Below are 20849 nucleotides of genomic sequence, written 5' to 3'. Positions count from 1 at the left end.
GCCTTGATCGAATGAGGTTGCGGTGGCAAGGCGGGCGCGTGCGTTCCACCGACATGGGTTGCAGGGAAGCGTTGTACCTACGCATCGCATATTTGAATATGCTCGCTGGGTACCTCAAATAAGGACCGATAGGGCGCAGCTACGTCGACGCGCGTTTGACATGCGCCGACGCATGTCGACGCAACCGCAAACGCGCGAAATCAGCGGCGCCGTGCGAGGCATGCGCGCATCTGTTCGCGCGTGGCCGCATCGGTTTCTTCGATGTAGTTGAATTCGCCGGCTACAAGCGCCGCGACCGGCACGCCATCGCGAAACAGCACACGGTTGCCGGCGACGGCCGGCACCTTGTCGCCGGGCAGCAGCGTGCCGACGAGATTGAGCGGATCGGTTGCGGCGACGCAAACGTATGCGCCGCCGTTTGCGTCGTGCTGATCGCTTGTGTCCTGTCTGCGCCGGCGCGTTTCGCGCAGCACTGGAATCGCTTCCGGCAAGGCGAATTGCTCGCCGGAAAGCCCGTTCACGAAGCGTCCGCCGCGTACCTGACCGCGCGCTTCGAGCCGCTGGTAAACACGCAGCAGGTCGCGCCAGGGCGGCAGCCATTGCGCTTCGCGCTCGAGCAGCCGCCAGAACACGACACCATAGCGGCGCAGCAGCGTCAGCGCGATGTGCTCGATCACGTCGGGCGAGAAGGACGCGCGGCGCACGGAAGAAGCAGAAGCAATGGGCGAACGCATGGGCGCACCCGGCGTCGTTGCGCTTGCAACGGTTGCCGCATCATCGGAAGCTGGCGCCTTGCGCCGCTGCACGAGCGCCCAGCGCCCCGCATCGTCCATTCCGCCGATCAGCGGCGTCGTCATACGGCGCCGGCCGTGATGGAACGCATTGCGTTTTGCCGAAGCGGGCTTGAGCAGCGCGCGCAAGCCGGCAAAACTATCGGAATGCACGAGGCCCGCCGCGACCAGTTCGCCAAGCGTGTTTTCAAGTTCCACCGGCAGCAGATGGACGTCGGACACGAGTTCGTCGAAGAACATCGCGCCATGATTCGTCAACGCGTCGTGCACGAGCTGCGCGCGCGACGACAGTTCGGGCTGCTTTTGCGGATCGAACAGCGCATGCCACGCATTCAGATGACGCCGCGGCAACAGCACCACCGGCGTGCTGCGCACGGGCGCGCTCGATGCGCGCGAACGCTCGGTCAAACGCGTCCACACGATCTTGCCCGCCCGGCAAAGTTCGTCGAGCAGCATCGGCGAGTAGTCGTTGAGCCGTGCGGGCAGGATGTCTTCTTCCCATGCCGCGGCCGCGGCTTCGAAGCCTTCCATCTGATCGAGCACGGCAGCGAGCGCATCGCGGCCCGTGCCGCGCGCGTCCCGCGTGACGCGCTGCCATGTGAACAGGAAGCGCATGAAATCGTGGCGCTCGACTGGTTCGATCTCACGTCTAAGCTTGCGCACCGTATAGCGATGAATGCGCGCGAGCAGATGGCGTTCGCACCATTCTTCGTCTTCGGCGCCCAGCCCGAGACCGGTCGCGGAACCCGGTGTAAAGCGGCCACGCATCACGTAGCCTTCCGCTTCGAGACGCGCGAGCGCTTGCGCGGTCGCGGATGCGGGCAGCGCGAGTGCACGCGCGAGCGCGGACACCGGCAGCGGGCCGAAGCCCGAGAGCCGCGCACGCACGACTTCGACGAGCGCGTCGTCTTCGTTCCATGCGTCGGCATAGGCCTTCGGCACGCGCAGTGTCGGTTCGAGCGATGCATCGGGGTAGATCGCGCGCACGCAGGTCAGGCGTTCGACCGGCACCCACAGCGCGTCGTGCTGCGCGATGGAGAGCCGCGTCGCATGTCCCGATTGCGCGAGCGCCGCGAGCCACGCGGACCATCCCTCGTTTTGCCGCGCCTCGGCATCGGTGATGCATGCGAGCGTGTTCAGCGCTTCGTGCATCTCGTCGGCGCCGCGCACTTGCGGCCACGCTTCTTCGCGCACGCTCGCAATCGCGTCGGCGTCGAGCGCGCCGAGATCGTCGGTCGACGCGGGGTCGCTCCAGCGGCGATTGAGCACCGCTTGCGTCCGGCGCTCCTCGATCGGCGCATCGTCGAGATACGCGTAGGGCTTCGCGGTCAGAATCTCGGCGGCGAGCGCGGATGGCGCGGGCAAGTCGCGGGCGATCAGCGTGACCTGCTTGCGTTCGATACGGCGTAGCAACTGCAGCCAGCCCTCGGTATCCATCGCCTCGTGCAGACAGTCGTCGAGGGTTTGATCGACCAGCGGATGGCTCGGTAATTCACGCTCGCCGACGATGTTTTCCGCGCACGCGACCTGATCCGGAAACACGGCCGCGAGCAGATCTTCGCCGCGCATGCGCTGCAATTGCGGCGCCGTCTTGCGGCCGCCCGTGTAGCGCGGCAGCGCGAGCGAGGTCGTTGCGTTCCAGCGCCAGCGCACGTTAAAAAGCGGCGCGTCGAGCAAAGCCTGAATCAGCAGATGCTCGGCGCTCTTCGAATTCAGATAACGCCACACTTCGGCAAGCGCGAAACTGTGACTGCCTGTTAGCGACAGGATGATCGCGTCTTCGGTGGCGGCGGCCTGCAGTTCGAAATTAAACGTGCGGCAAAAGCGTTTTCTGAGCGCGAGGCCCCATGCGCGGTTCAGGCGGCTGCCGAACGGCGAATGAATCACGAGCTGCGTGCCGCCCGACTCATCGAAAAAGCGCTCCATCACGAGCGTGTCCTGCGTCGGCAATGCGCCAAGCGCCTGGCGCGCGCGGGCAAGATACTCGACAATCTGCCGCGCCGCGGGCTCCGAAATGCCGATCTGGTCGACGAGGCGATCGATTCCACGCTCGATGCCGCGATGAACGCGTGGACGTTCCGCAACCGCGGTTTCTGCCGCCGGCTCCTGAGCCGCCAGTTGTGCTTCGTCGCTAACGCGCACGGTGGCCGATACCGCTGCGGCCGCCACCGCCGCGCTTGCATTGCGACGGCGCGACGCGGGTTTCGATCCCGTTGCGCGTGCAACGATATCCGCGGTTGAGGCCGCAGCCGCGGATGAATTGCCGTCGCCGCTTACGTCGAGACTTGCGTCGTCGTCGCGTGCATCATCGCCGGCAACGATCTGCTCGATCTCGCGCCGCAAGCGCGCCACGCCGAACGACAGCTCGTCGCTGCGCCCCGGCGCTTCGCCGAGCCAGAACGGAATACTCGGCGGCTGGCCATGCGCATCTTCGACACGCACACGCCCGCTCTCGACACGCAAGATGCGATACGACGCATTGCCGAGCTGAAAGACGTCGCCTGCGAGACTCTCAATCGCGAAGTCTTCGTTGACGGTGCCGACCTGCACGCCTTGCGGCTCGAGCATTACCGAATAGTCGGCGTTTTCCGGAATCGTGCCGCCGGACGTGACCGCGTAAAGCTTGCCTCCGCGTCGGCCGCGCAGTGTGCCTTTCACCGCATCGCGATGGATATACGCCGCGCGCGTGCCGTGGCGCGTCGTGAAGCCTTCGGCCAGCATCCTGAGCACTGCATCGAATTGCTCGCGCTCGAGCGCCGCGTACGGCGCCGCTTCACGAAACCGCTCGAACAGCGCGTCTTCGCTCCATTCGCGGCTGCACACTTCGGCGACGATCTGTTGCGAAAGCACGTCGAGCGGCGCGCGCGGAATCTGCAATGCGTCGAGTTCGCCGCGCCGCACGCAATCGAGCAGCGCCGCGCATTCGATCAGGTCGTCGCGCGATATGGGAAAAAGCCGCCCCTTCGGCATGCCGCCCACGTGGTGGCCCGAGCGTCCGACCCGCTGCAGGAACGGCGCGATCGCGCGGGGCGAACCGAGCTGGCAAACCAGCTCGACATCGCCGATATCGATACCGAGTTCGAGCGAGGCCGTCGCAATCAGCACGCGCAATTCGCCGCGCTTCAGGCGTTGCTCGGCATCGAAGCGATGTTCCTTCGCGAGGCTGCCGTGGTGCGCGGCAACCGCTTCCTTGCCGAGGCGCTCGGTCAGATGTCTCGCCGCGCGTTCGGCCATGCGCCGCGTGTTGACGAACACGAGCGTCGTGCGATGCAGCCCGACCAGCTCGGCGAGCCGGTTATAGACGAGCTCCCACGCATCGTTCGACATTACCGCTTCGAGCGGCACGGGCGGAATTTCGAGCGCGAGGTCGCGTTCGCGCACATGACCGACGTCGACGATCTCGCAGTCCGCGGGCACATCGCTATCGACGCTCGCACCGCCGACCAGAAAACGCGCGACCGCGCCAATCGGCTTTTGCGTCGCGGAAAGTCCGATGCGCGGCAAACGGCGTCCGCACAACGCATCGAGCCGCTCGAGCGTCAGCGAGAGATGGCTGCCGCGCTTGCTGCCCGCCATCGCGTGAATTTCGTCGACGATCACCGTACGCACGGTCGAGAGCATCGTGCGGCCCGACTCGGAACCGAGCAGCACGTAGAGCGATTCAGGCGTCGTAACGAGAATGTGCGGCGGGCGCTTGCGCAGCGCCGCGCGCTCCTGTTGCGTCGTATCGCCGGTGCGCACGGCCGTGCGGATCTCGAGCGGCGGCAGGCCGCGCTCGGCGAGCTCCTGCGCGATGCCGGCCACCGGCGCCTGCAGATTGATGCGGATATCGTTCGACAGCGCCTTCAACGGCGACACATAGACGACAAGCGTTTCGTCGGACAGCGTGCCGCCGTTGGCGAGCCCTTCGCGCACGAGGTCGTCGAGCGCGGACAGAAAGGCCGTCAGCGTTTTACCGGAGCCGGTTGGCGCGGCGACGAGCGTCGGCCGGCCGCTGCGGATCAGCGGCCACGCGGCAGCCTGCGCATCGGTGGGCGCGGGGAAGGTTTTCGAGAACCAGCCGGCGACCACCGGGTGAAACCTGGCGAGCGCGTCGGCAGAGGAAGAGCCGGCAGTCATGCGACCGTATGTGGGGGCGCGGCGAGCCATATCCAGAGGGCGTCAAGCGCCCGATTGCATCTTCAGAACGAAAGTCTCGCAGGTTTTGGGCGCGCGCGCTATTCGCGGTGGGGGACGGATGGAGGCGGTGAAGACTACCGGACGCGCTCGTTCACCATGTCCAGCGCACGCCGGCACTGCCGCCAATCGTGCGCTGATGCGCGCCGCCGAGATTCGTGAGCCAGCCGACGGTGGCATAAACGCTCGCCGATTTCGCGACTTGCGCAACCACGCCCGCGCCAATCTGCACAGAAGTCTGACCGATCGTCGTGCCGATGACGGTACTGCCCGCGAAGGTCGTTCGATCATCGCTGCCGAATGCGCGCAGCACGCTCGCGCGCAGCCACGGCTCGACGTACGCACCGGCTGTGCTGAAGCGCCCCTGCAGCCGCACGCCGACGCGTCCGACGAAAGTATTGCCGCTATTGAACGAAACGCTCGACACACCGTCGTTGAAATCGTTGAGCGACAGGTGTTGCCAGGTCAGTTGCGCTTGAGGTTCGATGGCGAGCGCGCTGCCGGGTAGTGCGAACGGCAAGCCTCCTTCGACCGATGCGGCGACGCCGTGCCCGTGCGTCGTTACCGCGGCGCCGTCGCTCGATTGCGGGTCGACGGTGAGCGAACTGCCCATCACAACCATATCGGTGTACCAACCGTTTGCGGCCACATGCGTCCAGTAGCCGCCGACGCTGTACGCATTGATCGCGAGGTGCCCGACATCGAGATTGGGCGAGCCGAGCGCAAAGCCATTGACGCTGCCGGTTGCTCGCGCAAAACCGAGAAGGAGGCCGTAGTGATTGCGCGCGCCGTTTGCGCTCGCGTCGGCGTAAAGATCGTGGCCGGCCTGGACGCCGAACGTCGAGCCGTCGAATTCGGGACTCGCGGCGCCGTCTTCGGCGAGCACGCTGCGATTGCCCCATGTCCGCGCCCAGGCGGCCGGTAACGCGCCGCGGCCGGTCAGCACAGACTGATCGCCTTGCCGGTCGTGGAAGGTGTCGATCTGGAATACGCCCAGCTGTCTCGCGACACCGGGAATCGCCGCGTATAACGGCACCTCGGGACGGTACAGCGGGATCGGGTCCGAACCCGCGGGCGGCGGCGCGGGTAAGGGCGGCGTGCCGGCGGCCGCAATCGGTACCGCGACGACTTCGGGAGGCGAAGAAGGCGGTGTTGATGGGGGGGCGCCGGGTGCGGATGGCGGCGGTGACGGAGGCGCACCTGGCCGGGACGGCGGTGTACCGGGCTCAGATGGCGGAGCCACCGGCGGCGTGCCCGGCGCGGACGGCGGCACAACGGTCTGCGGCACAACCGGCAGCGGCGCGACCGTGTTACGCAAAAACCAGTCATTGGCCGAGCCTGCCGTCACGCCGCCCTTCGCAAGATAGTACGTATAGGCGCCGGCCTTGATCGGCGCGGACAGCCGAAACGCGGACGGATCGGTTGCCGCGCCGTTGGCTGCTTCAATGACGCGAATGCCGTTCACCGCAGTCTGCGCGCCCGTGCCGCCGGCATTGGCAACTTGCAACACAGTCGAACCGCTCGCGCTGCCGCCGTCGATCACGAGCCGGTCAGACGGCGCCTCGTCGGCGCCGACCACCGTGTTCAGGACAATCGCGCCGTCCTGCCCGACATAGTTGCCCGCCACGCGCAGCACGTTGCCCGGCGTCGTACCGGCCGGGCCGGCGATCTGCACGAGCGCGGCATTCGTCAACGTGCCGTTCACGCTGAAGGTGCCATTAGACGCGGCGGCGAACGCGGGCAACGCATTCGCTACCGCAAGCGTGCCATTGTTCGTCACCGCGCCGCTGACCGCACCATATCCGCCGACCGTTGTGCCCGCATCGATATTCATGCCGCCGCCGCCCGCGAGCTCGGCATTGGTATGAGCCGGATCGCCGATCGCAAGCGTGCCTGCCGTGACAGTCGTGCTACCGCTATACGTGCTGACGCCGTTCATCAGCAGCGTGCCCGCACCGGCCTTGATTAGCGCGCCACTGCCTGTCACGGGCTGGGCGAGCGTCGAGTCGAATGTCTGCGTATCGATCGTGCCGCCCCCTGCGTTCAACGTCATCGCGCGCGTTGCGGCAAGGTCGAAACTCCGGTTTAACTGAAGCGTGCCGCCGTCGAATGCGAGACCGCCCGTCGACGCGCCAAGCGCATTGTCGGCGGCAATCGCCACGACTCCGCCGGCGATCAGCGTGCCGCCCGAATATGTATTGCCGCTTGCCGCGGACGGCGCAAGCGTCAACGCGCCGGCACCGTTCTTTTGCACAGCGCCAGTGCCCGAGATCAATCCGCTGTAGGCGCCGTCCGCCTCCTGCGCAAAATTCACGAGCCCGTTATCGACCACATTGAGCGGCAGATTCTGCGCATTGGCGACGATCGTTGCGCCCGCATCGATCGTCGTTGCGACGGAAGCGGGCGCGTTGAGCGTGCCGGTCAGCGCAAGCGTGCCGCTTTGCACGTGCGCCGTCGCAAACGTACCGCTGCCGGACCAGTTCCACAGCGTGCCTTGCACGAGCAGCGTCTGAAAGTTCACGAACGCATTCGCGGCGGTGCCGCTGCCTTGCAGCGTGACCGTGTTCGCGCCCGTGCCGCCATCGGCGCTGCCGACAATCGTCGAACCGGTTTGCAGAATCAGCATGTCGTTGCCGCCGCCCATCGAGATGGCGGTGCCCACGCCGCTTTGCACAAGCCCGGCGTTGATCACGGTCGAACTGCCATTGAGCGTGCGAATAGCGGCCGCGTTTTGCGACACGATCCGACCGCCCGCACGGTTTTCGATCAGCGCATTGAATGACGAACTCGCCGTATTTGAAAACACGGCATCGGAGCCCTGGCCCGTCGCGTCGATCGAACCGGTGTTGAGCAGATGATCGTTATTGCCTTGCATGTACGCGGCCGGGCTCATCGCGCCGCTCGTCGACAGCGATCCACTGTTGCTGATCGTGCCGCTACCGCCGAGTATCGAGGCCGCGCGCGCATTGCTTCCCGCCGTGCTGACCGAACCCGCGTTGACGAGCGTGTTATTCAACTGGCCGACATTCGTTTGTCCCCACGCGGCCGTCATTCCGTAGGCGCTCGGGCCGGTGGTCGTGATCGTGCCGAGGTTGGTCAGCGTATTGCCGCTGCCGTTCGCGGCCATCGCATCGTTGAAGGCGCCTGTCGTATTGATCGTGGCACCGCTAGCGTTCGTCAGCTGGTTGCCGTTGCCCGTGCCGAGCAGCACCGCGCCGCGTTGCGTGCCGGTGCCGCCGCCCCCGGTTAGCGTCAGCGTGCCGTTGCTGGTGACGGCGCTGTTCTGTTCGACGCTCAGCACGACCGCGCTGCTTGCATGCACGAAGCTGCCCGATGCGCCGGACGCAACATTGACCGTGACGTTCGCGCTGCCACTTCGCGCGATCACGGGCGCAAAGCTGGACCCGGTGCATGTCACCGATGTGCCGGACAGCGGCGCGCTGCTATTGCACGCCGCGACGGCGTGAAGGGTGATCGTCTTCGAAACCAGCAGGATGCTGCCGATGCGCACACCGGACGCGTACCTTTTCTTCATGACCGTCGCCGTTCCACGGAACAGCCGCCATGAGCGGCGGACAAGGTTGCATCCTGTTATATGCGGTTATGCGCGCGCAGGCAAAGATCCCAAACCTGCGCGCGGTTTGATCAAGCATCCTTATCATTTCTATTGGACGTTCAGCCGTTCACGGTTCGCGGCCGAACGCCTCGCGCAGTTTACGTTTGGCCTGCTGCAGCGTATCGCGACGGCTCTTGGGCAGATTGCGCCCTGCGCGATTGATATAGAAGTTGAGCATCGACATCGCGGACTGGAACGGTGTGCCTTTGCGCCGTTTGCTATGCGTCGATGAGCGCTTGAGCGATTCGGCGATGTCCTGCGCGTTGCCGGTCTTGAAGATATCGGGCTCGAGGTCCATCGCATCGCTATGTTCCATCACCTGATGCGACCAGCGGCGCGACTTGCTGCCTGCAGCGGGTTGGGTTTGCTGCGACGCATGCGCGTGACGTTGGCGCGCGGGACGTCCGCCTTTGCTGCGCGTCGACGGATGCTTCGCAGCGGATTTACCCGACGATGACCTTGAGCGTGACGGGGTCGTGGCCATGGCTGTGCTCGCTCAAAGCTTGACGCCGCCCGCTTCGGGCGCATCCGACGAACCGGACGGGACATCGCCGACGCCGTATTCGGACGACGGACGATAACTACCGCCACGATGACCCGTGCCCGTACTCGTCTCCGCGCCGGTACTCCAGTACGGTTCGCGTCCGTAGTACTGATGAATCGACGTCGCCCATGTCGCGTCCGCCATCGACGGCCAATGGCCTTTGTCGAAGCCCGGTGCGTTCTTGACGCGTTCGGCGGTCAGCGACAGCACGAAGCACTTTTGATCGGTATCGAGCGTGAGCGCGCTCCATGGAATCGCCAGCAGCTTGTCGCCGATGCCGAGAAAGCCGCCGGTCGACAGCACCGCATACGCGACGCGTCCCGAGCGGATGTCGAGCATGATGTCCTTGAGCTTGCCGACGTCGTGCCCGTCCGAGCTCATCACACGGTCGCCGTCGAGCGTCGCGGCGGCCATCACTTCAGGTCCCGGCCCGTTTGTCACGTCGCGGCCACTGCCGACGATGTTTGCACCTTTGCTCATCGCGGTTCTCCGAAGGGTTCACACACGGAGTGAGCGAGCAACTGGCGTTCCTCAGCAGAACGAGGCGACGCGCGCATCGATGCGCGCGTCGATGCACGCGTCGACGAACACGCCGATGAACACCTCGACGCACGCGTCGATGAGCACGCCGATGCACTAAGGCCGCGCAGCGATTTCGTCGAGATGCAGCAGCAGATCGGCCGGGTCCTCGTACACGCGCAGCGCGCCCGCGCGTTCGAGTTCCTCCTGTCCGTAGCCGCCCGACAGCAGCCCGACGCCGAGCGCGCGGCAGCGGCGCGCAGCGAGCATGTCCCAGATGCTGTCGCCGACCACCACCGTCTGTTCGATCGGCACCGCGAGCCGGTGCGCGGCAGCGAGAAAGAGGTCCGGGTCCGGCTTGGCATATTTGACATCGTCGCGCGTGACGACGACGGATTTCGCAGGATCCACGCCGAGCGCTTGCAAATTGACGGCGGCGGTTTCCATGCGGCCGCTCGTCGCGATGGCCCATTGCGTGCCGCTTGCGTCGAGCGCGGCCAGCAACTCGCGCGAGCCGGGCAGCGGGCACACCTGCGCATGGAGCCGCCGGTACGCTTCAGCGTGCTTCGCACGCAAGCGCTCGACACGTTCGCCGCTGATTGCACCGCCCGTTTCGCGCAATAGCTGATGCGTGAAGAGGCCGCCGCTCATGCCGATCTTGCGGTGAATCCGCCATACCGACAGCTCGATGCCCTCGCTATCGAGCGCTTCCTTCCACGCGAGCACGTGTTGATAGACGCTATCGACGAGCGTCCCATCGAGGTCGAACAGAAACGACGTAGTGATACGCATGGCGAGATCCTCAGGATTGGATAGACCGCGTTGTTCGGGCGCGCGACGCGATAACGCGTACGGGGCCCGGGCCATTTGCTGCTGCGCGAAAGAGTTACGTTGCGCTTGTAAATTGCAGGCACAACCAGAGTGTAGCGGGCCAAGCGGCCATTGCGTACCCGATTGCATACGTGCCCGCATTGCGCGGATGTTGCGCCTGCGGCCGCGCATGCGTGGCGGCACAGGGCTTGCTGAAATGACGGTGCAGGTGCGCATCACTTCGCGGCCTCGGTCGCAGAACAATCCCAGGGAGAAATCGGATGAAACTCACGAAAACACTGCTGGTGTCGGCGCTTCTCGCGCTCTCCGGTGCGGCGTTTGCACAAGGTGCGGGTGGTGGTGGCGGAAACGCGGGCGGCGGAGGCTCGACGGGCGGCGGCGGGGCCGGTATGGCCACGGGCAACGACACGGGCGCCAACAAGGCTGGCCAGAACGCGACGGGCTCGAGCAGCATGAGCCATTCGCAGATGCAACACCATTCGACGAAGGGCACGAAGAAGCAGATGAATGATTCGACCAACATGCCGGGCGCGAATGCGAGCAGCGACACGAAGGGTCAATAGGCGAGCGACGCCGAGTGACGATGTAGGACGAAAACCGGAAATGACGGCCGGCTCCAGCGCCGGCCCATGACGACGGGAGGACGGATCGATGAATAGCGTTTTACGCAGCATAGGGATTGCAGCGTCGGTCGTGATGCTCGCGTGCGGCACGGTCGCATGCAAGAAGGCCGACAACAGCAGTACGGATACAGGCGTCGCGGCGGGAAGCAGCGGCGCGATGGGCGGCCCGGCGGCGGCCAGCGCAACGCTGGGCGCGAGCGGGGCAGCCTCGACCGATGCAGCTTCTGGAGCCAGCCAGTAAAGCGCCCGGATGACGCCAGGGAACCGGATGGCAGCAAGTGCATCACAATTGCAAACGCGTGACGATCCGCGGCAATGCCGGGTGCTCAAACGAACCCGTACCCGGCCGCGCGGCGATCCACCGGCCCCGGCTGCCGCCTGCATGAGAGGCGGTAGCGGCAAGCGGCACGCTTAAGCATTGTGGAGAGGATCATGCAGTCGAAAACTCACTATCAAGCCAATATTTGCGGTGGCGACTTCCAGCACGTCAAGCAGTGCTTCGAGACCTGGAAGACTCAAACGCTTATCTATCGGCGCAATCAGTTCATGTTCGAAGGTAAACGCGAAGTGCGGCCGCTTGCCGAAGGCCGCGTTTTCGACAACGGCGAGGTCGCGCAGCATGTGCTCGCGCAGACTTGCCAGCCACGCGATCCGTATGCGATCGCAGCCGAGATACGCGACGGCGAGCGCGATGTGTGGCTCGTGATGGCCGCGTATGAAGAGTGACCGTTTTCAAGGAGAGGAATCTATGGCCAATACGTCCAATACGCCCAATACGCTAAAGGGTCGCAAGGTCGCAGTGCTTGCCGTCGATGGCTTCGAGCAGGCAGAACTGGTCGAGCCGCGCCGCGCGCTCGCGGAAGCCGGCGCGACGGTTCACGTCATATCTGCCAAACCCGGCAAGATTCAGGGGTTCAGGCATGTCGAAAAAGGCGATGCGGTCGATGTCGATCTGACGTTCGAGAAAGCGGCGCCTAACGATTACGATGCGGTTGTCCTGCCTGGCGGCGTGGTGAATGGCGATGCGATTCGTCTGTTGCCGGCAGCGCAGGCGTTCGTGAAAGCGGTCGACAAGGCGCACAAGCCGATCGCGGTGATTTGCCACGGCACGTGGCTACCCGTGTCGGCGGGCTTGATCAAAGGGCGCACCGTAACGAGCTGGCCGAGCCTGCAGGATGACATTCGCAATGCAGGCGGCACATGGGTCGACCAGGAAGTCGTCGAGGACGGCAACTTTATTACGAGCCGCAAGCCCGACGATTTACCGGCATTCAACAAAACGTTGATTGCACAACTTTCGCACGCGGCGGCATGAGCGCGGTTTATTCATGAAGATCACCTTTCCCGATGGCACGCCTGAATTCGACGGCGCGAACCTGAAGCTGCGGTTTATTGCGAACGTGGACGGCGAAGCAGTCGAGTGCGCGATCACGGCCGAGGCGCTCGAAGACCACTTCGGTGCGAACTCGCCGCAGGAGGACGAACTGCTGCGTGCCTTCGAGCGCGGCCGCGCGCGGATCCGCTCGGTATGTGCCGAGGCGCTCGAGCGCAATGACGGCGCAAGCGTCGAATTGCATAGCGGGCTCTTTCGCCTCGAAGGGGCTTAGTGGGATCGGGAAAAAGTCTTTAAGGGGCTGCGGGCGGCTTTAAGGAAAAAAAGACGGCGGCCCGTGACAAGCAGCCGCCGCGCGCTTAAACCACTTAAACCAGAATCCCGCTACCGCAGGTCCGCTCAACCCCAAGGCGGCCTGCTAAACCCAAAGGCCCTGCGGCCGTGCATGGCGGCCCGTGTTATGTCGAGACAACGCATGCGGATCGTCGATGCCTTGCTCGCTGTCCATGTCCTGCGTTGTGCTGCAACGCGCCGGTAGCACATCGCCGTGCGCGCCCCCACAAACCGGACGCTCATCCAATCCCGCGTGCCGTTGCGCCACCGGTTCGGCAAGCCGTTCGCGCACCTGCACGGCGGCTGCCGACGCGGCGATTGCCACCAGCACGAGGCACTCCGCGCTTCTGATCCTCACCATCGTTTTCTCCTTGTCGTTGCTGCCGACTTTTGGTTTGCCGCGAGGTGTCAGCAAACGGCGTGCCCATCGAACGCCGGCAGAACCCGGGCACGCGGACTGCAACGCTTTCAATGCGCGAACCGGCGTGTCGCGGCTGCTTGAAATGCGTGGCCACATGTGCGCGCGCCTAACCTGAAACCAGGAGGTATCGAATGTCTACGAACGTGATTTCGGTGATCAACGAGTTGATTGAAACATCGAAGGATGGCGAGCAAGGCTTTCTGAAGGCCGCCGAAGACGCGCACGATACGCAGTTGAAGGAACTGCTGCGCTCGCGTGCCGATACCTGCACGCGCGCCGCGCGCGAACTGCAGGACGTCGTGATGCAACTGGGCGGCAAGCCTGAAAGCGGCGGTTCGATGTCGGGTGCGCTGCACCGCGGTTGGGTCGATCTGAAGTCCGCAGTCGGTAGCCGCAGCGACCACGCGATTCTGGCCGACTGCGAGAAGGGCGAGGACGTCGCGAAGAAGCGCTATCGGGAAGCCATTGAAAAGGACCTGCCGGCCGATGTAAGGGCTGTTGTCGAACGGCAATATGAAGGGGTTGTGCAGAATCACGACCGCATCCGCGATTTGCGCGATCAGTACGCGGCGATGAAGTCGTAGGTCTTCAGGTCGCTTGCCGCGTGTGAGGCAACAAAAAAGAGCGCCGGCGCTTTCCCAGCGTCGGCGCTCTTTGCTCTTCGACTGCAGGGCCGGCGTCCCGGCCGCATTACTTCAACCGCATTACGGCAACCCTCAGCCGCTATGTCAGCCGACCCCCAAGGGCGTTAGCCTGTCGTTATTCAGACGCGATCTTCAGGTGATTCTTCACACCGCGCACACCGTCGACGTTTTGCGTCACGTCCTGCGCCGCGGACTTGTCGTCGGCCGACGGCACGGACCCGGTCAACCACACAATGCCCTTGCGGGTCTTCACGTGGATATGTGTCGACTTGACGTTTTTCGCACTGAGCAATTCAGCCTTGACCTTGGTCGTAACCGTGCCGTCGTCGATATGTTGCCCCAGGGTCTCGGACGACGCGGGCGGTGCCGACGCACCGGTTTGCGCGGTTGCGTTCAGGGCGAACGCGACGCACGCGATACTGCCTGCGGTCTTGAGGAGCTGGATCGGTTTCATGGGTTCTCCTTTTGCGTGAATTTCGCTTGGATCATCGGAACGCGGTTGTGGCGCGCATGGCGCAGATATCCGCACCCTCCCGACCGCAAGCCGCGTGCCTGGCATCGCGCAGCCGCCCGCGGTATGACCGGCATGCATAGCACGGACAGCGCTGATAGCGGCGCTCCGATACCGCCGGCGGACCTGCCGGCACGCATCGGAAACCGTCGGCGCAGAGCAGCGCAAACGGCGCTCGCCTTTGCAGGACGCTTGTAAAAAGCACGCGGCGCAAAGCCCAAGCAAGCGCCGTGCAAAAACACAAACCTGAGAAAAAACAGGCGATTGGCGGAGCTGGTACGGCAGTTGCTCTCATCGAGGAAGAAGCGTTTTTCGATTAACAACGGGACCATGCCTACAATGCCGCCTTCAATTGAACTACGAGCGAGGCAGTCATTCGCGCTAACGCCGCGCCTTCAGCAGTCTGTGCGGCTGTTGCAACTGTCGTCGCTGGAATTTCAGCAGGAACTGCGTACCGCGCTCGATACGAATCCGTTTCTCGAATACGACCCGTCGGCCCCTGAAGACGGTGGGCTGACCGGCACGGCCGCCGCGGATGGCCAGGCGGCTGCCGAAACGCTGCCGGCTGCGGAACGCGACCCGGCGCTCGAGGGCTCGGCCGCTGAGACCCATAGCGAAAGCACGGTAGCGGACGACGTCGGCGGTGACTATTCGAGCGGCGACTATTCCGGCGACTCGTACAGCCGCGGCTCGTCGCGCTATAACGGCGACGGCGAAGGCAGCGACCCGGCGGAATGGGCGCGCGTGCAGCCGACACTCCATGAGCAGTTGCATGACGCACTGCGCCTTTACCGGCTCGACGAGCGTGACCGCGAAGCGGCACGCGTCGTGATCGAGGCGCTCGATGACGACGGTTATCTGCGCCAGGAGCTGGCCGATCTGACCGACGTCGTCGAGTTCGACCCGCCGCTCACCGAAGACGAACTCAACGTGGCGCTGCGGCTCGTGCAGACGCTCGACCGCCCCGGCCTCGCCGCCCGTTCGCTATCCGAATGTCTTGCTTTGCAGATCAATGCGCTGCCGCCCGATACGCCGGGGCGCGACTGTGCGCGCAAGATTGTCGAACAGCATCTCGACCGGCTCGCGCGGCGCGAGCATGCGGAATTGCAAAAGCAGATCGGTTGCGACGCGGAGGCGCTGCGTGTCGCTTGCGCACTCGTGCGCAAGCTCGATCCGAAACCCGGCAACTCGTATGGCCGCAGCGACGAGAACTACGTCGTACCGGATGTGCTCGTGCGCCAGGTGCGCAACAAGTGGGTCGTGACGATCAACCCCGCCGTCTTGCCGCGGGCGCGCATCCATCGCATGTACGCCGAACTGTTTGCGCAGTCGGCCGGCGCGAGCCGCTCGCCACTTGCGCAGCAGTTGCAGGAAGCGCGCTGGCTGATCCGCAACGCGCAGCAGCGCTTCGATACGATCCAGCGCGTGGCCGAATGCATCGTCACGCATCAGAAGGCGTTCTTCCAGTACGGCGAGATCGCGTTGAAGCCGCTCGTGCTGCGCGACGTCGCCGACGAACTCGGCCTGCACGAATCGACGATCTCGCGCGCGACGGGCAACAAGTACATGGCCACGCCCCGTGGCATCTTCGAGTTCAAGCACTTCTTCCCGCGCGAGCTCGGCACAGAAAGCGGCGGCACCTGTTCGGCAGCCGCGGTGCGCGCACTGCTCAAGGAAATGATCGCGGCGGAGAATGTGCGCGATCCGCTCTCGGACGTGTCGCTGGCGAAGATGCTCGCCGACCAGGGCGTGCTTGTCGCGCGGCGCACGGTCGCCAAATACCGGCGGCTGATGAAGGTGCCGCCCGCGGAGATGCGCAGGCAGGTATGAGTTGGGCCTGCCAGGCTTCATAGCTGTTATCGGCATCGCACGCACAGCGCCTTTTCAGGCGCTGTGTTTTTTTATGTGTATTCAAGATGTACGCGCTGTACGGCGGCTAACGACCTGCGAAAAACCTGCGAACACTGCGGCCCCGTAAATGATTGTGCAGACAACGATCGCCGTCGTTCGAGGTATGCGCAATAAGCAGGATGTGGCGCACGGTGCAACGTCAACGAAAGCCGCATCGCATCGCTTCGTGCATGGATCGTGTTTCCTAACCGAACGCCGCATGCAGCCAGGTAACCGCTGCGGAACGGATTCGCCAGCCAACTGTGAACCTGCTGTGAAATAAGCGCGAAACAGGACCTCGCGCATGGCGAACGGACGTTGCGGATATTCGTACGCTCAAATGCTTTGATGCGCCGGAATAGCATCAAATTGAAAGAGGCCGACAGGCATTTGAACGGCAGCCCTAAAGATGGCGCTCGGCCATCGCGCACAGCGATCATCAAAGCGCGCTGGACGCGCACGCGCACTGAGGATGCGCAGGAGCCGCCGGGGAGCGGCCGGTCCCCGGTGGAATACGTCCGCCCGGCCAGGTGTTTTGCGAAGTGACCAAGGGACGAAAGGTCAGACAGCGTACGAAGCCTTAGCGGCTCTCTAACCTTTGCAGCGAGTTTTCCATGTCCAAACCTTCGAAGATCCTGCTCTATTACGACGGCACCCGCGAAGCAAAAACCGCGTTGCGCCACGCAGCCGAGCTTGCGCTTGCGCTCGAGGCGCACACCGATGTGCTTGCGGTCGTCGATACGACGTCGACCATCGCGGCGACCGGCTGGTATCTGTCTGACCTTGCCTGCGCGTGCGTGCAGGACGCGGCCATGATCACACTGCGCGAGGCGCTTGATCATATGGAAGGCAATGGCGTGCCGGTGCGCGGCCATATGGCCTGCGGCGACGTCGTCGACAGCATTTCGACGCATGCCGGGCTGCTGAACTCGGACATTCTGGTGGTCGGGCACCGCCCACGCAGCGGTCTTGCGCGCTGGTGGAACCGGGGTCTCGCACATGACGATCTGATGGCGCGTTGCAACGGTCGCCTCGTCGTGACGATTCCCTGTAACTGAAACCCGTGACTGAGCCGATGTTTCGCGCGCGCCGCCGCGGCAGCGCGGGTTTTCCCTAGGTCCGGCTGCGTGCCGCGGACGCGCTGCGCCGCACGGCAGACGCGCGGATTCTAACAATGGAATAACGCCGCGCGTCGGGTGTTATGTGGGTAGCAGGTCGTCGATACCGGCCGCGTGGATGATGCGCGCTGAGCGGTTTGATCAAGCTCGCGACGATTCCTCCGTTTGTGCGCACGAACGCGCAGATGCCGCATCTGCCTTATAACCCGAGCGAAGAACGAGCCGCGTACAAGCTGCCGCGGACGGATAAAGAAACGTCAGGCAAGCGCTGATCGATCAGCGAGGCCCGCGATATCCAACAGGAAGACAAATGAAAGTTTTCTACGACAAGGATGCCGACCTTTCCCTCATCAAGGGCAAGCAGGTCACGATCATCGGTTACGGTTCGCAGGGCCATGCGCACGCACTGAACCTGAAAGAAAGCGGCGTGAAAGTGACGGTCGGTCTTCGCAAGGGCGGCGCTTCGTGGAGCAAGGCTGAAAACGCGGGCCTCGCCGTGAAGGAAGTGGCCGAGGCAGTGAAGGGCGCTGACGTCGTCATGCTGCTGCTGCCGGACGAGCAGATCGCCGAGGTGTACAAGAACGAAGTGCACGCGCACATCAAGCAGGGCGCGGCACTTTCATTTGCGCACGGCTTTAACGTGCACTACGGCCAGGTGATTCCGCGTGCGGACCTCGACGTGATCATGATCGCGCCGAAGGCGCCGGGTCACACGGTGCGCAGCACGTACTCGCAAGGCGGCGGCGTGCCGATGCTGGTCGCGATTGCGCAGGACAAGTCAGGCGCGGCGCGCGAAGTCGCGCTGTCCTACGCGGCGGCCATCGGCGGTGGCCGTGCCGGCATCATCGAAACGAACTTCCGTGAAGAAACCGAAACCGATCTGTTCGGCGAACAGGCCGTGCTGTGCGGCGGTACCGTCGATCTGATCAAGGCCGGTTTCGAGACGCTGGTCGAAGCGGGCTACGCGCCGGAAATGGCCTATTTCGAGTGCCTGCATGAAATGAAGCTGATCGTCGACCTGATCTACGAAGGCGGCATCGCGAACATGAACTACTCGATCTCGAACAACGCCGAGTACGGCGAGTACGTGACGGGCCCGCGCATCATCACCGACCAAACGAAGAAGGTGATGAAGGATGTGCTGAAGGACATCCAGACGGGCGAGTACGCGAAGAGCTTCATCATCGAAAACCGCGCCGGTGCGCCGACGCTGCAATCGCGCCGGCGTCTGACGGCTGAGCACCCGATCGAGCAGGTCGGTGCGAAGTTGCGCGCCATGATGCCGTGGATCGCAAAGAACAAGCTCGTCGACCAGTCGAAAAACTAGGCATGGAACGGGACAACACCATGCGGGCCAGCGGCGCAACGAGCGAGGGTGACGGATGATCGGCTCAACAGATAAGCAGATTCGGGATGGTAAAACGATGACGAGATCTCGAGTACTGACGATCGATGACGACCCTAAAACGGGCGTGGAAATCGTCGCTGAACTGAAAAACTACGGATTCTCCGTCGACTGGGTCGGCGACGGGCGCGAAGCGCTCGCCCGCGCAATCGGCGGCGGTTATGACGCGATCACGCTGGAACGCATGCTGCCCGGTATCGACGGCATGAGCATTCTTGCCGCCATGCGCACCGTCGGCGTGCAAACGCCGGTACTGATGTTGAATGTTCCCGACGATGTCGATGAACGCATCCGCAGTCTGCGTGCGCGCGGCGACGACTATCTGACGCGGCCGTACGACTCGGGCGAGCTGATGGCGCGCCTTGAAGGTCTGATTCGCCGCAGCCAGGAGCCGGGCACCGGTGTGTCCGCGCGTGCGGATACGCTGCTGCGCGCCGGTCCGCTCGCGCTCGATCTCGCTGCGCGCAAGGTGACGCGTGACGGCGTCGAGATCGCGTTGCTGCCGACCGAATGCCGCGTGCTCGAATTCATGATGCGCCGTGTAGGGCAGACCGTGACACGCATGATGTTGTTTGAGGCGGTCTGGAGCTATCACTTCGACCCGGGTACGAATCTCATCGAAGTTCATATGAGCAAGCTGCGCAAGAAGATTGACATACCTGACAAGGAATCGCTTCTCAAGACCGTGCGCGGTGCAGGATACGTGCTGTCGATATAAGCGGTTTCAATTGCAGATGAATGCGGTGGATGAATTGCCGCATGGCAGATTTTCCGGGTATTGCTTTTGAGTGTCATGCCCGAAATTGATAGAGCCGCTGGTAGGTGTCTTTATTCGTCTTTAATGAACCAAGCTGTTATTGGTTCACAAAAGCCTAAAGATTCCGAAGGTGTTTTTTAGAGTTTTTTTGCAAAAGCCTGACATATGTCGTGCTTTGCATAATTGGGCTGCGAAGCGATTCGTTAGGAAGAAAAGGTGGTTCTTCTTAAACGAATGCTGTTCGGTTGCCGTAGCGATGCGCTTTGGTTAATGTCACGCTTGAAAGGAAATGCTTCGGTATTGTCGCGTTTCCTTTCAGGTGCGTCGAAGCAAAGCGGTGGCTGGCCGGCAGACGGCAGGACGCTGCGCAGTGGGCAAAAAAATGCATCGCAAGGATATCGAAAAGAAGTCCGCGCGAGCACACGAAACCAGGATCCGGACGGTGCAAAAACGAACGGCATTAGGCAAACCGCACGTATCGCGCGACACCGCAAAGGTGGCGCTTGAGATGGTCTGCCGTCGAATCGGGACAGCACTGTCACGCAGGTGGCTTGTGCTACTTGCGTCTAAAAGGGAAGCAATGGTTTTGGACTTGACTACCCGGCAATTGGCTTGCAATTCGATTGGTGATCAACAATGACTACCTTCGTTTCTTTTTCTAATTGCGTTAGCCGGGTTGATAAAGGATGCGCCAGCAAACGTTTGCGATCGACGCTAAACTTCGTCTGCCGCCGATGTCTGCGGAATAACGCAGAATCGACAGAACAGAAACGTCACGCGAGGAATTACGCCGATGAGCGTCGCAGATTTTCCCAGCATCCTTCCAGAATTGCTGCCGAGGTTGTGGGCGTTCGCGCTACGCATCTCTCGAGATCAGCACGATGCGGAAGATCTGGTGCAACGTGCATGCCTGCGCGCGCTCGAGCGGGCACATCAGTTAAAGCCGGATACATCGCCGTTGAGCTGGATGTATTCGATCGTACACACCACATGGATCAACGAGTTGCGCGCGCGAAGCGTGCGCAGCCGTACAAGTGCGGAATGGGACGACAGCTACCTGGAAACTGTCGCCGATCCTTCCGCGCCGGATCCCGAAGCCGACGCGCTCAACCGCCAGATCGTTCGCGCGGTCGAGCGATTGCCGGATGCGCAACGCACCGTTATGCTGTTGGTAGTTGTCGAAGGGCTTAGTTATCAGGAGGCGGCCCAGGTACTCGGAGTACCGGTAGGCACCATCATGAGCCGTCTGTCGCGCGCGCGGCAGGCCGTTGGGAGTCAGTTCGGCACGCGACAAGACCAAAAAGTGAAAGACAGCATCAAAGGGTAAGGAGACGGGG

18 protein-coding genes are annotated in these 20849 nt (G+C 63.4%); 11 read left to right on the top strand and 7 right to left on the bottom strand.

Features of this window, described 5'->3' with window-relative positions:
• Nucleotides 1–200: 200 nt before the first annotated feature.
• The 5 genes from KZJ38_RS34210 to KZJ38_RS34190 form a co-directional block, all read right to left on the bottom strand.
• A complete protein-coding gene (locus KZJ38_RS34210; protein ID WP_219801439.1) occupies nt 201–4940 on the bottom strand; it encodes a DEAD/DEAH box helicase in 4740 nt (1579 codons plus the stop codon).
• Between the two features lie 121 nt (nt 4941–5061).
• Complete coding sequence (locus KZJ38_RS34205) at nt 5062–8502, bottom strand: autotransporter outer membrane beta-barrel domain-containing protein (RefSeq protein WP_246641912.1); 3441 nt, start codon at nt 8500–8502, stop codon at nt 5062–5064.
• A 148-nt stretch (nt 8503–8650) separates the two neighbouring features.
• Nucleotides 8651–9067 (bottom strand): DUF3175 domain-containing protein, encoded by a 417-nt coding sequence (locus KZJ38_RS34200; RefSeq protein ID WP_219801438.1) that lies wholly within the window; start codon nt 9065–9067, stop codon nt 8651–8653.
• A gap of 12 nt (nt 9068–9079) precedes the next feature.
• Nucleotides 9080–9607 carry a PRC-barrel domain-containing protein gene (locus KZJ38_RS34195; RefSeq protein WP_246641911.1) on the bottom strand — a complete coding sequence of 176 codons (528 nt, stop codon included), beginning with the start codon at nt 9605–9607 and terminating at the stop codon, nt 9080–9082.
• 156 nt (nt 9608–9763) lie between these two features.
• Nucleotides 9764–10438 (bottom strand): HAD family hydrolase, encoded by a 675-nt coding sequence (locus KZJ38_RS34190; protein WP_219801437.1) that lies wholly within the window; start codon nt 10436–10438, stop codon nt 9764–9766.
• A 299-nt stretch (nt 10439–10737) separates the two neighbouring features.
• Between KZJ38_RS34190 and KZJ38_RS34185 the strand changes: the two genes are divergently transcribed.
• The 5 genes from KZJ38_RS34185 to KZJ38_RS34165 all read left to right on the top strand — a co-directional run bounded on the left by KZJ38_RS34185 (nt 10738) and on the right by KZJ38_RS34165 (nt 12707).
• A complete protein-coding gene (locus KZJ38_RS34185) occupies nt 10738–11040 on the top strand; it encodes a hypothetical protein (RefSeq protein WP_219801436.1) in 303 nt (100 codons plus the stop codon).
• 88 nt (nt 11041–11128) lie between these two features.
• A complete protein-coding gene (locus KZJ38_RS34180; RefSeq protein WP_219801435.1) occupies nt 11129–11341 on the top strand; it encodes a hypothetical protein in 213 nt (70 codons plus the stop codon).
• 191 nt (nt 11342–11532) lie between these two features.
• The gene (locus KZJ38_RS34175) at nt 11533–11826 is read left to right on the top strand and encodes a hypothetical protein (RefSeq protein WP_219801434.1); all 294 of its coding nucleotides are present in this window, start codon (nt 11533–11535) and stop codon (nt 11824–11826) included.
• A gap of 22 nt (nt 11827–11848) precedes the next feature.
• Nucleotides 11849–12415, top strand: a complete 567-nt coding sequence (locus tag KZJ38_RS34170; RefSeq protein WP_219801433.1) for a type 1 glutamine amidotransferase domain-containing protein — start codon at nt 11849–11851, stop codon at nt 12413–12415.
• A gap of 13 nt (nt 12416–12428) precedes the next feature.
• Nucleotides 12429–12707 carry a DUF1488 family protein gene (locus KZJ38_RS34165; protein WP_219801432.1) on the top strand — a complete coding sequence of 93 codons (279 nt, stop codon included), beginning with the start codon at nt 12429–12431 and terminating at the stop codon, nt 12705–12707.
• A gap of 144 nt (nt 12708–12851) precedes the next feature.
• Here the strand turns inward: KZJ38_RS34165 and KZJ38_RS34160 are convergent, their stop codons facing one another.
• Entirely contained in the window at nt 12852–13127 is a 276-nt protein-coding gene (locus KZJ38_RS34160; protein WP_219801431.1) for a hypothetical protein, read from the bottom strand.
• Between the two features lie 191 nt (nt 13128–13318).
• Between KZJ38_RS34160 and KZJ38_RS34155 the strand changes: the two genes are divergently transcribed.
• Nucleotides 13319–13771: a PA2169 family four-helix-bundle protein gene (locus KZJ38_RS34155; protein ID WP_219801430.1), complete on the top strand. Its 453-nt coding sequence runs from the start codon at nt 13319–13321 to the stop codon at nt 13769–13771.
• Between the two features lie 175 nt (nt 13772–13946).
• On the opposite strand, the gene KZJ38_RS34150 is transcribed toward KZJ38_RS34155, so the two are convergent.
• Entirely contained in the window at nt 13947–14285 is a 339-nt protein-coding gene (locus KZJ38_RS34150) for a BON domain-containing protein (RefSeq protein ID WP_219801429.1), read from the bottom strand.
• A gap of 396 nt (nt 14286–14681) precedes the next feature.
• Between KZJ38_RS34150 and KZJ38_RS34145 the strand changes: the two genes are divergently transcribed.
• From KZJ38_RS34145 to KZJ38_RS34125, 5 genes are all read left to right on the top strand, one after another.
• Nucleotides 14682–16172, top strand: coding sequence for an RNA polymerase factor sigma-54 (locus tag KZJ38_RS34145; RefSeq protein WP_219801428.1), 1491 nt, complete (start codon nt 14682–14684; stop codon nt 16170–16172).
• Nucleotides 16173–16846: 674 nt separating this feature from the next.
• Nucleotides 16847–17290, top strand: a complete 444-nt coding sequence (locus tag KZJ38_RS34140; RefSeq protein WP_219801427.1) for a universal stress protein — start codon at nt 16847–16849, stop codon at nt 17288–17290.
• 370 nt (nt 17291–17660) lie between these two features.
• Complete coding sequence (gene ilvC, locus KZJ38_RS34135; RefSeq protein WP_219801426.1) at nt 17661–18677, top strand: ketol-acid reductoisomerase; 1017 nt, start codon at nt 17661–17663, stop codon at nt 18675–18677.
• 97 nt (nt 18678–18774) lie between these two features.
• The gene (locus KZJ38_RS34130; RefSeq protein ID WP_219801425.1) at nt 18775–19473 is read left to right on the top strand and encodes a response regulator transcription factor; all 699 of its coding nucleotides are present in this window, start codon (nt 18775–18777) and stop codon (nt 19471–19473) included.
• Nucleotides 19474–20305: 832 nt separating this feature from the next.
• Nucleotides 20306–20839 carry an RNA polymerase sigma factor gene (locus tag KZJ38_RS34125; RefSeq protein ID WP_075160886.1) on the top strand — a complete coding sequence of 178 codons (534 nt, stop codon included), beginning with the start codon at nt 20306–20308 and terminating at the stop codon, nt 20837–20839.
• Nucleotides 20840–20849 lie beyond the last annotated feature (10 nt).

It is taken from the genome of Paraburkholderia edwinii (assembly GCF_019428685.1).
Classification (GTDB): domain Bacteria; phylum Pseudomonadota; class Gammaproteobacteria; order Burkholderiales; family Burkholderiaceae; genus Paraburkholderia; species Paraburkholderia edwinii.
This window is presented reverse-complemented; position numbering and strand designations above follow the sequence as displayed.

Coding starts and splice junctions, on each gene's coding strand:
- KZJ38_RS34140 (WP_219801427.1), top strand. CDS start 16,847: ATGTCCAAACCTTCGAAGATCCTGCTCTATTACGACGGCACCCGCGAA.
- KZJ38_RS34170 (WP_219801433.1), top strand. CDS start 11,849: ATGGCCAATACGTCCAATACGCCCAATACGCTAAAGGGTCGCAAGGTC.
- KZJ38_RS34150 (WP_219801429.1), bottom strand. CDS start 14,285: ATGAAACCGATCCAGCTCCTCAAGACCGCAGGCAGTATCGCGTGCGTC.
- KZJ38_RS34145 (WP_219801428.1), top strand. CDS start 14,682: ATGCCGCCTTCAATTGAACTACGAGCGAGGCAGTCATTCGCGCTAACG.
- KZJ38_RS34180 (WP_219801435.1), top strand. CDS start 11,129: ATGAATAGCGTTTTACGCAGCATAGGGATTGCAGCGTCGGTCGTGATG.
- KZJ38_RS34210 (WP_219801439.1), bottom strand. CDS start 4,940: ATGGCTCGCCGCGCCCCCACATACGGTCGCATGACTGCCGGCTCTTCC.
- ilvC (WP_219801426.1), top strand. CDS start 17,661: ATGAAAGTTTTCTACGACAAGGATGCCGACCTTTCCCTCATCAAGGGC.
- KZJ38_RS34195 (WP_246641911.1), bottom strand. CDS start 9,607: ATGAGCAAAGGTGCAAACATCGTCGGCAGTGGCCGCGACGTGACAAAC.
- KZJ38_RS34155 (WP_219801430.1), top strand. CDS start 13,319: ATGTCTACGAACGTGATTTCGGTGATCAACGAGTTGATTGAAACATCG.
- KZJ38_RS34130 (WP_219801425.1), top strand. CDS start 18,775: ATGACGAGATCTCGAGTACTGACGATCGATGACGACCCTAAAACGGGC.
- KZJ38_RS34165 (WP_219801432.1), top strand. CDS start 12,429: ATGAAGATCACCTTTCCCGATGGCACGCCTGAATTCGACGGCGCGAAC.
- KZJ38_RS34175 (WP_219801434.1), top strand. CDS start 11,533: ATGCAGTCGAAAACTCACTATCAAGCCAATATTTGCGGTGGCGACTTC.
- KZJ38_RS34205 (WP_246641912.1), bottom strand. CDS start 8,502: ATGAAGAAAAGGTACGCGTCCGGTGTGCGCATCGGCAGCATCCTGCTG.
- KZJ38_RS34200 (WP_219801438.1), bottom strand. CDS start 9,067: ATGGCCACGACCCCGTCACGCTCAAGGTCATCGTCGGGTAAATCCGCT.
- KZJ38_RS34190 (WP_219801437.1), bottom strand. CDS start 10,438: ATGCGTATCACTACGTCGTTTCTGTTCGACCTCGATGGGACGCTCGTC.
- KZJ38_RS34160 (WP_219801431.1), bottom strand. CDS start 13,127: ATGGTGAGGATCAGAAGCGCGGAGTGCCTCGTGCTGGTGGCAATCGCC.
- KZJ38_RS34185 (WP_219801436.1), top strand. CDS start 10,738: ATGAAACTCACGAAAACACTGCTGGTGTCGGCGCTTCTCGCGCTCTCC.
- KZJ38_RS34125 (WP_075160886.1), top strand. CDS start 20,306: ATGAGCGTCGCAGATTTTCCCAGCATCCTTCCAGAATTGCTGCCGAGG.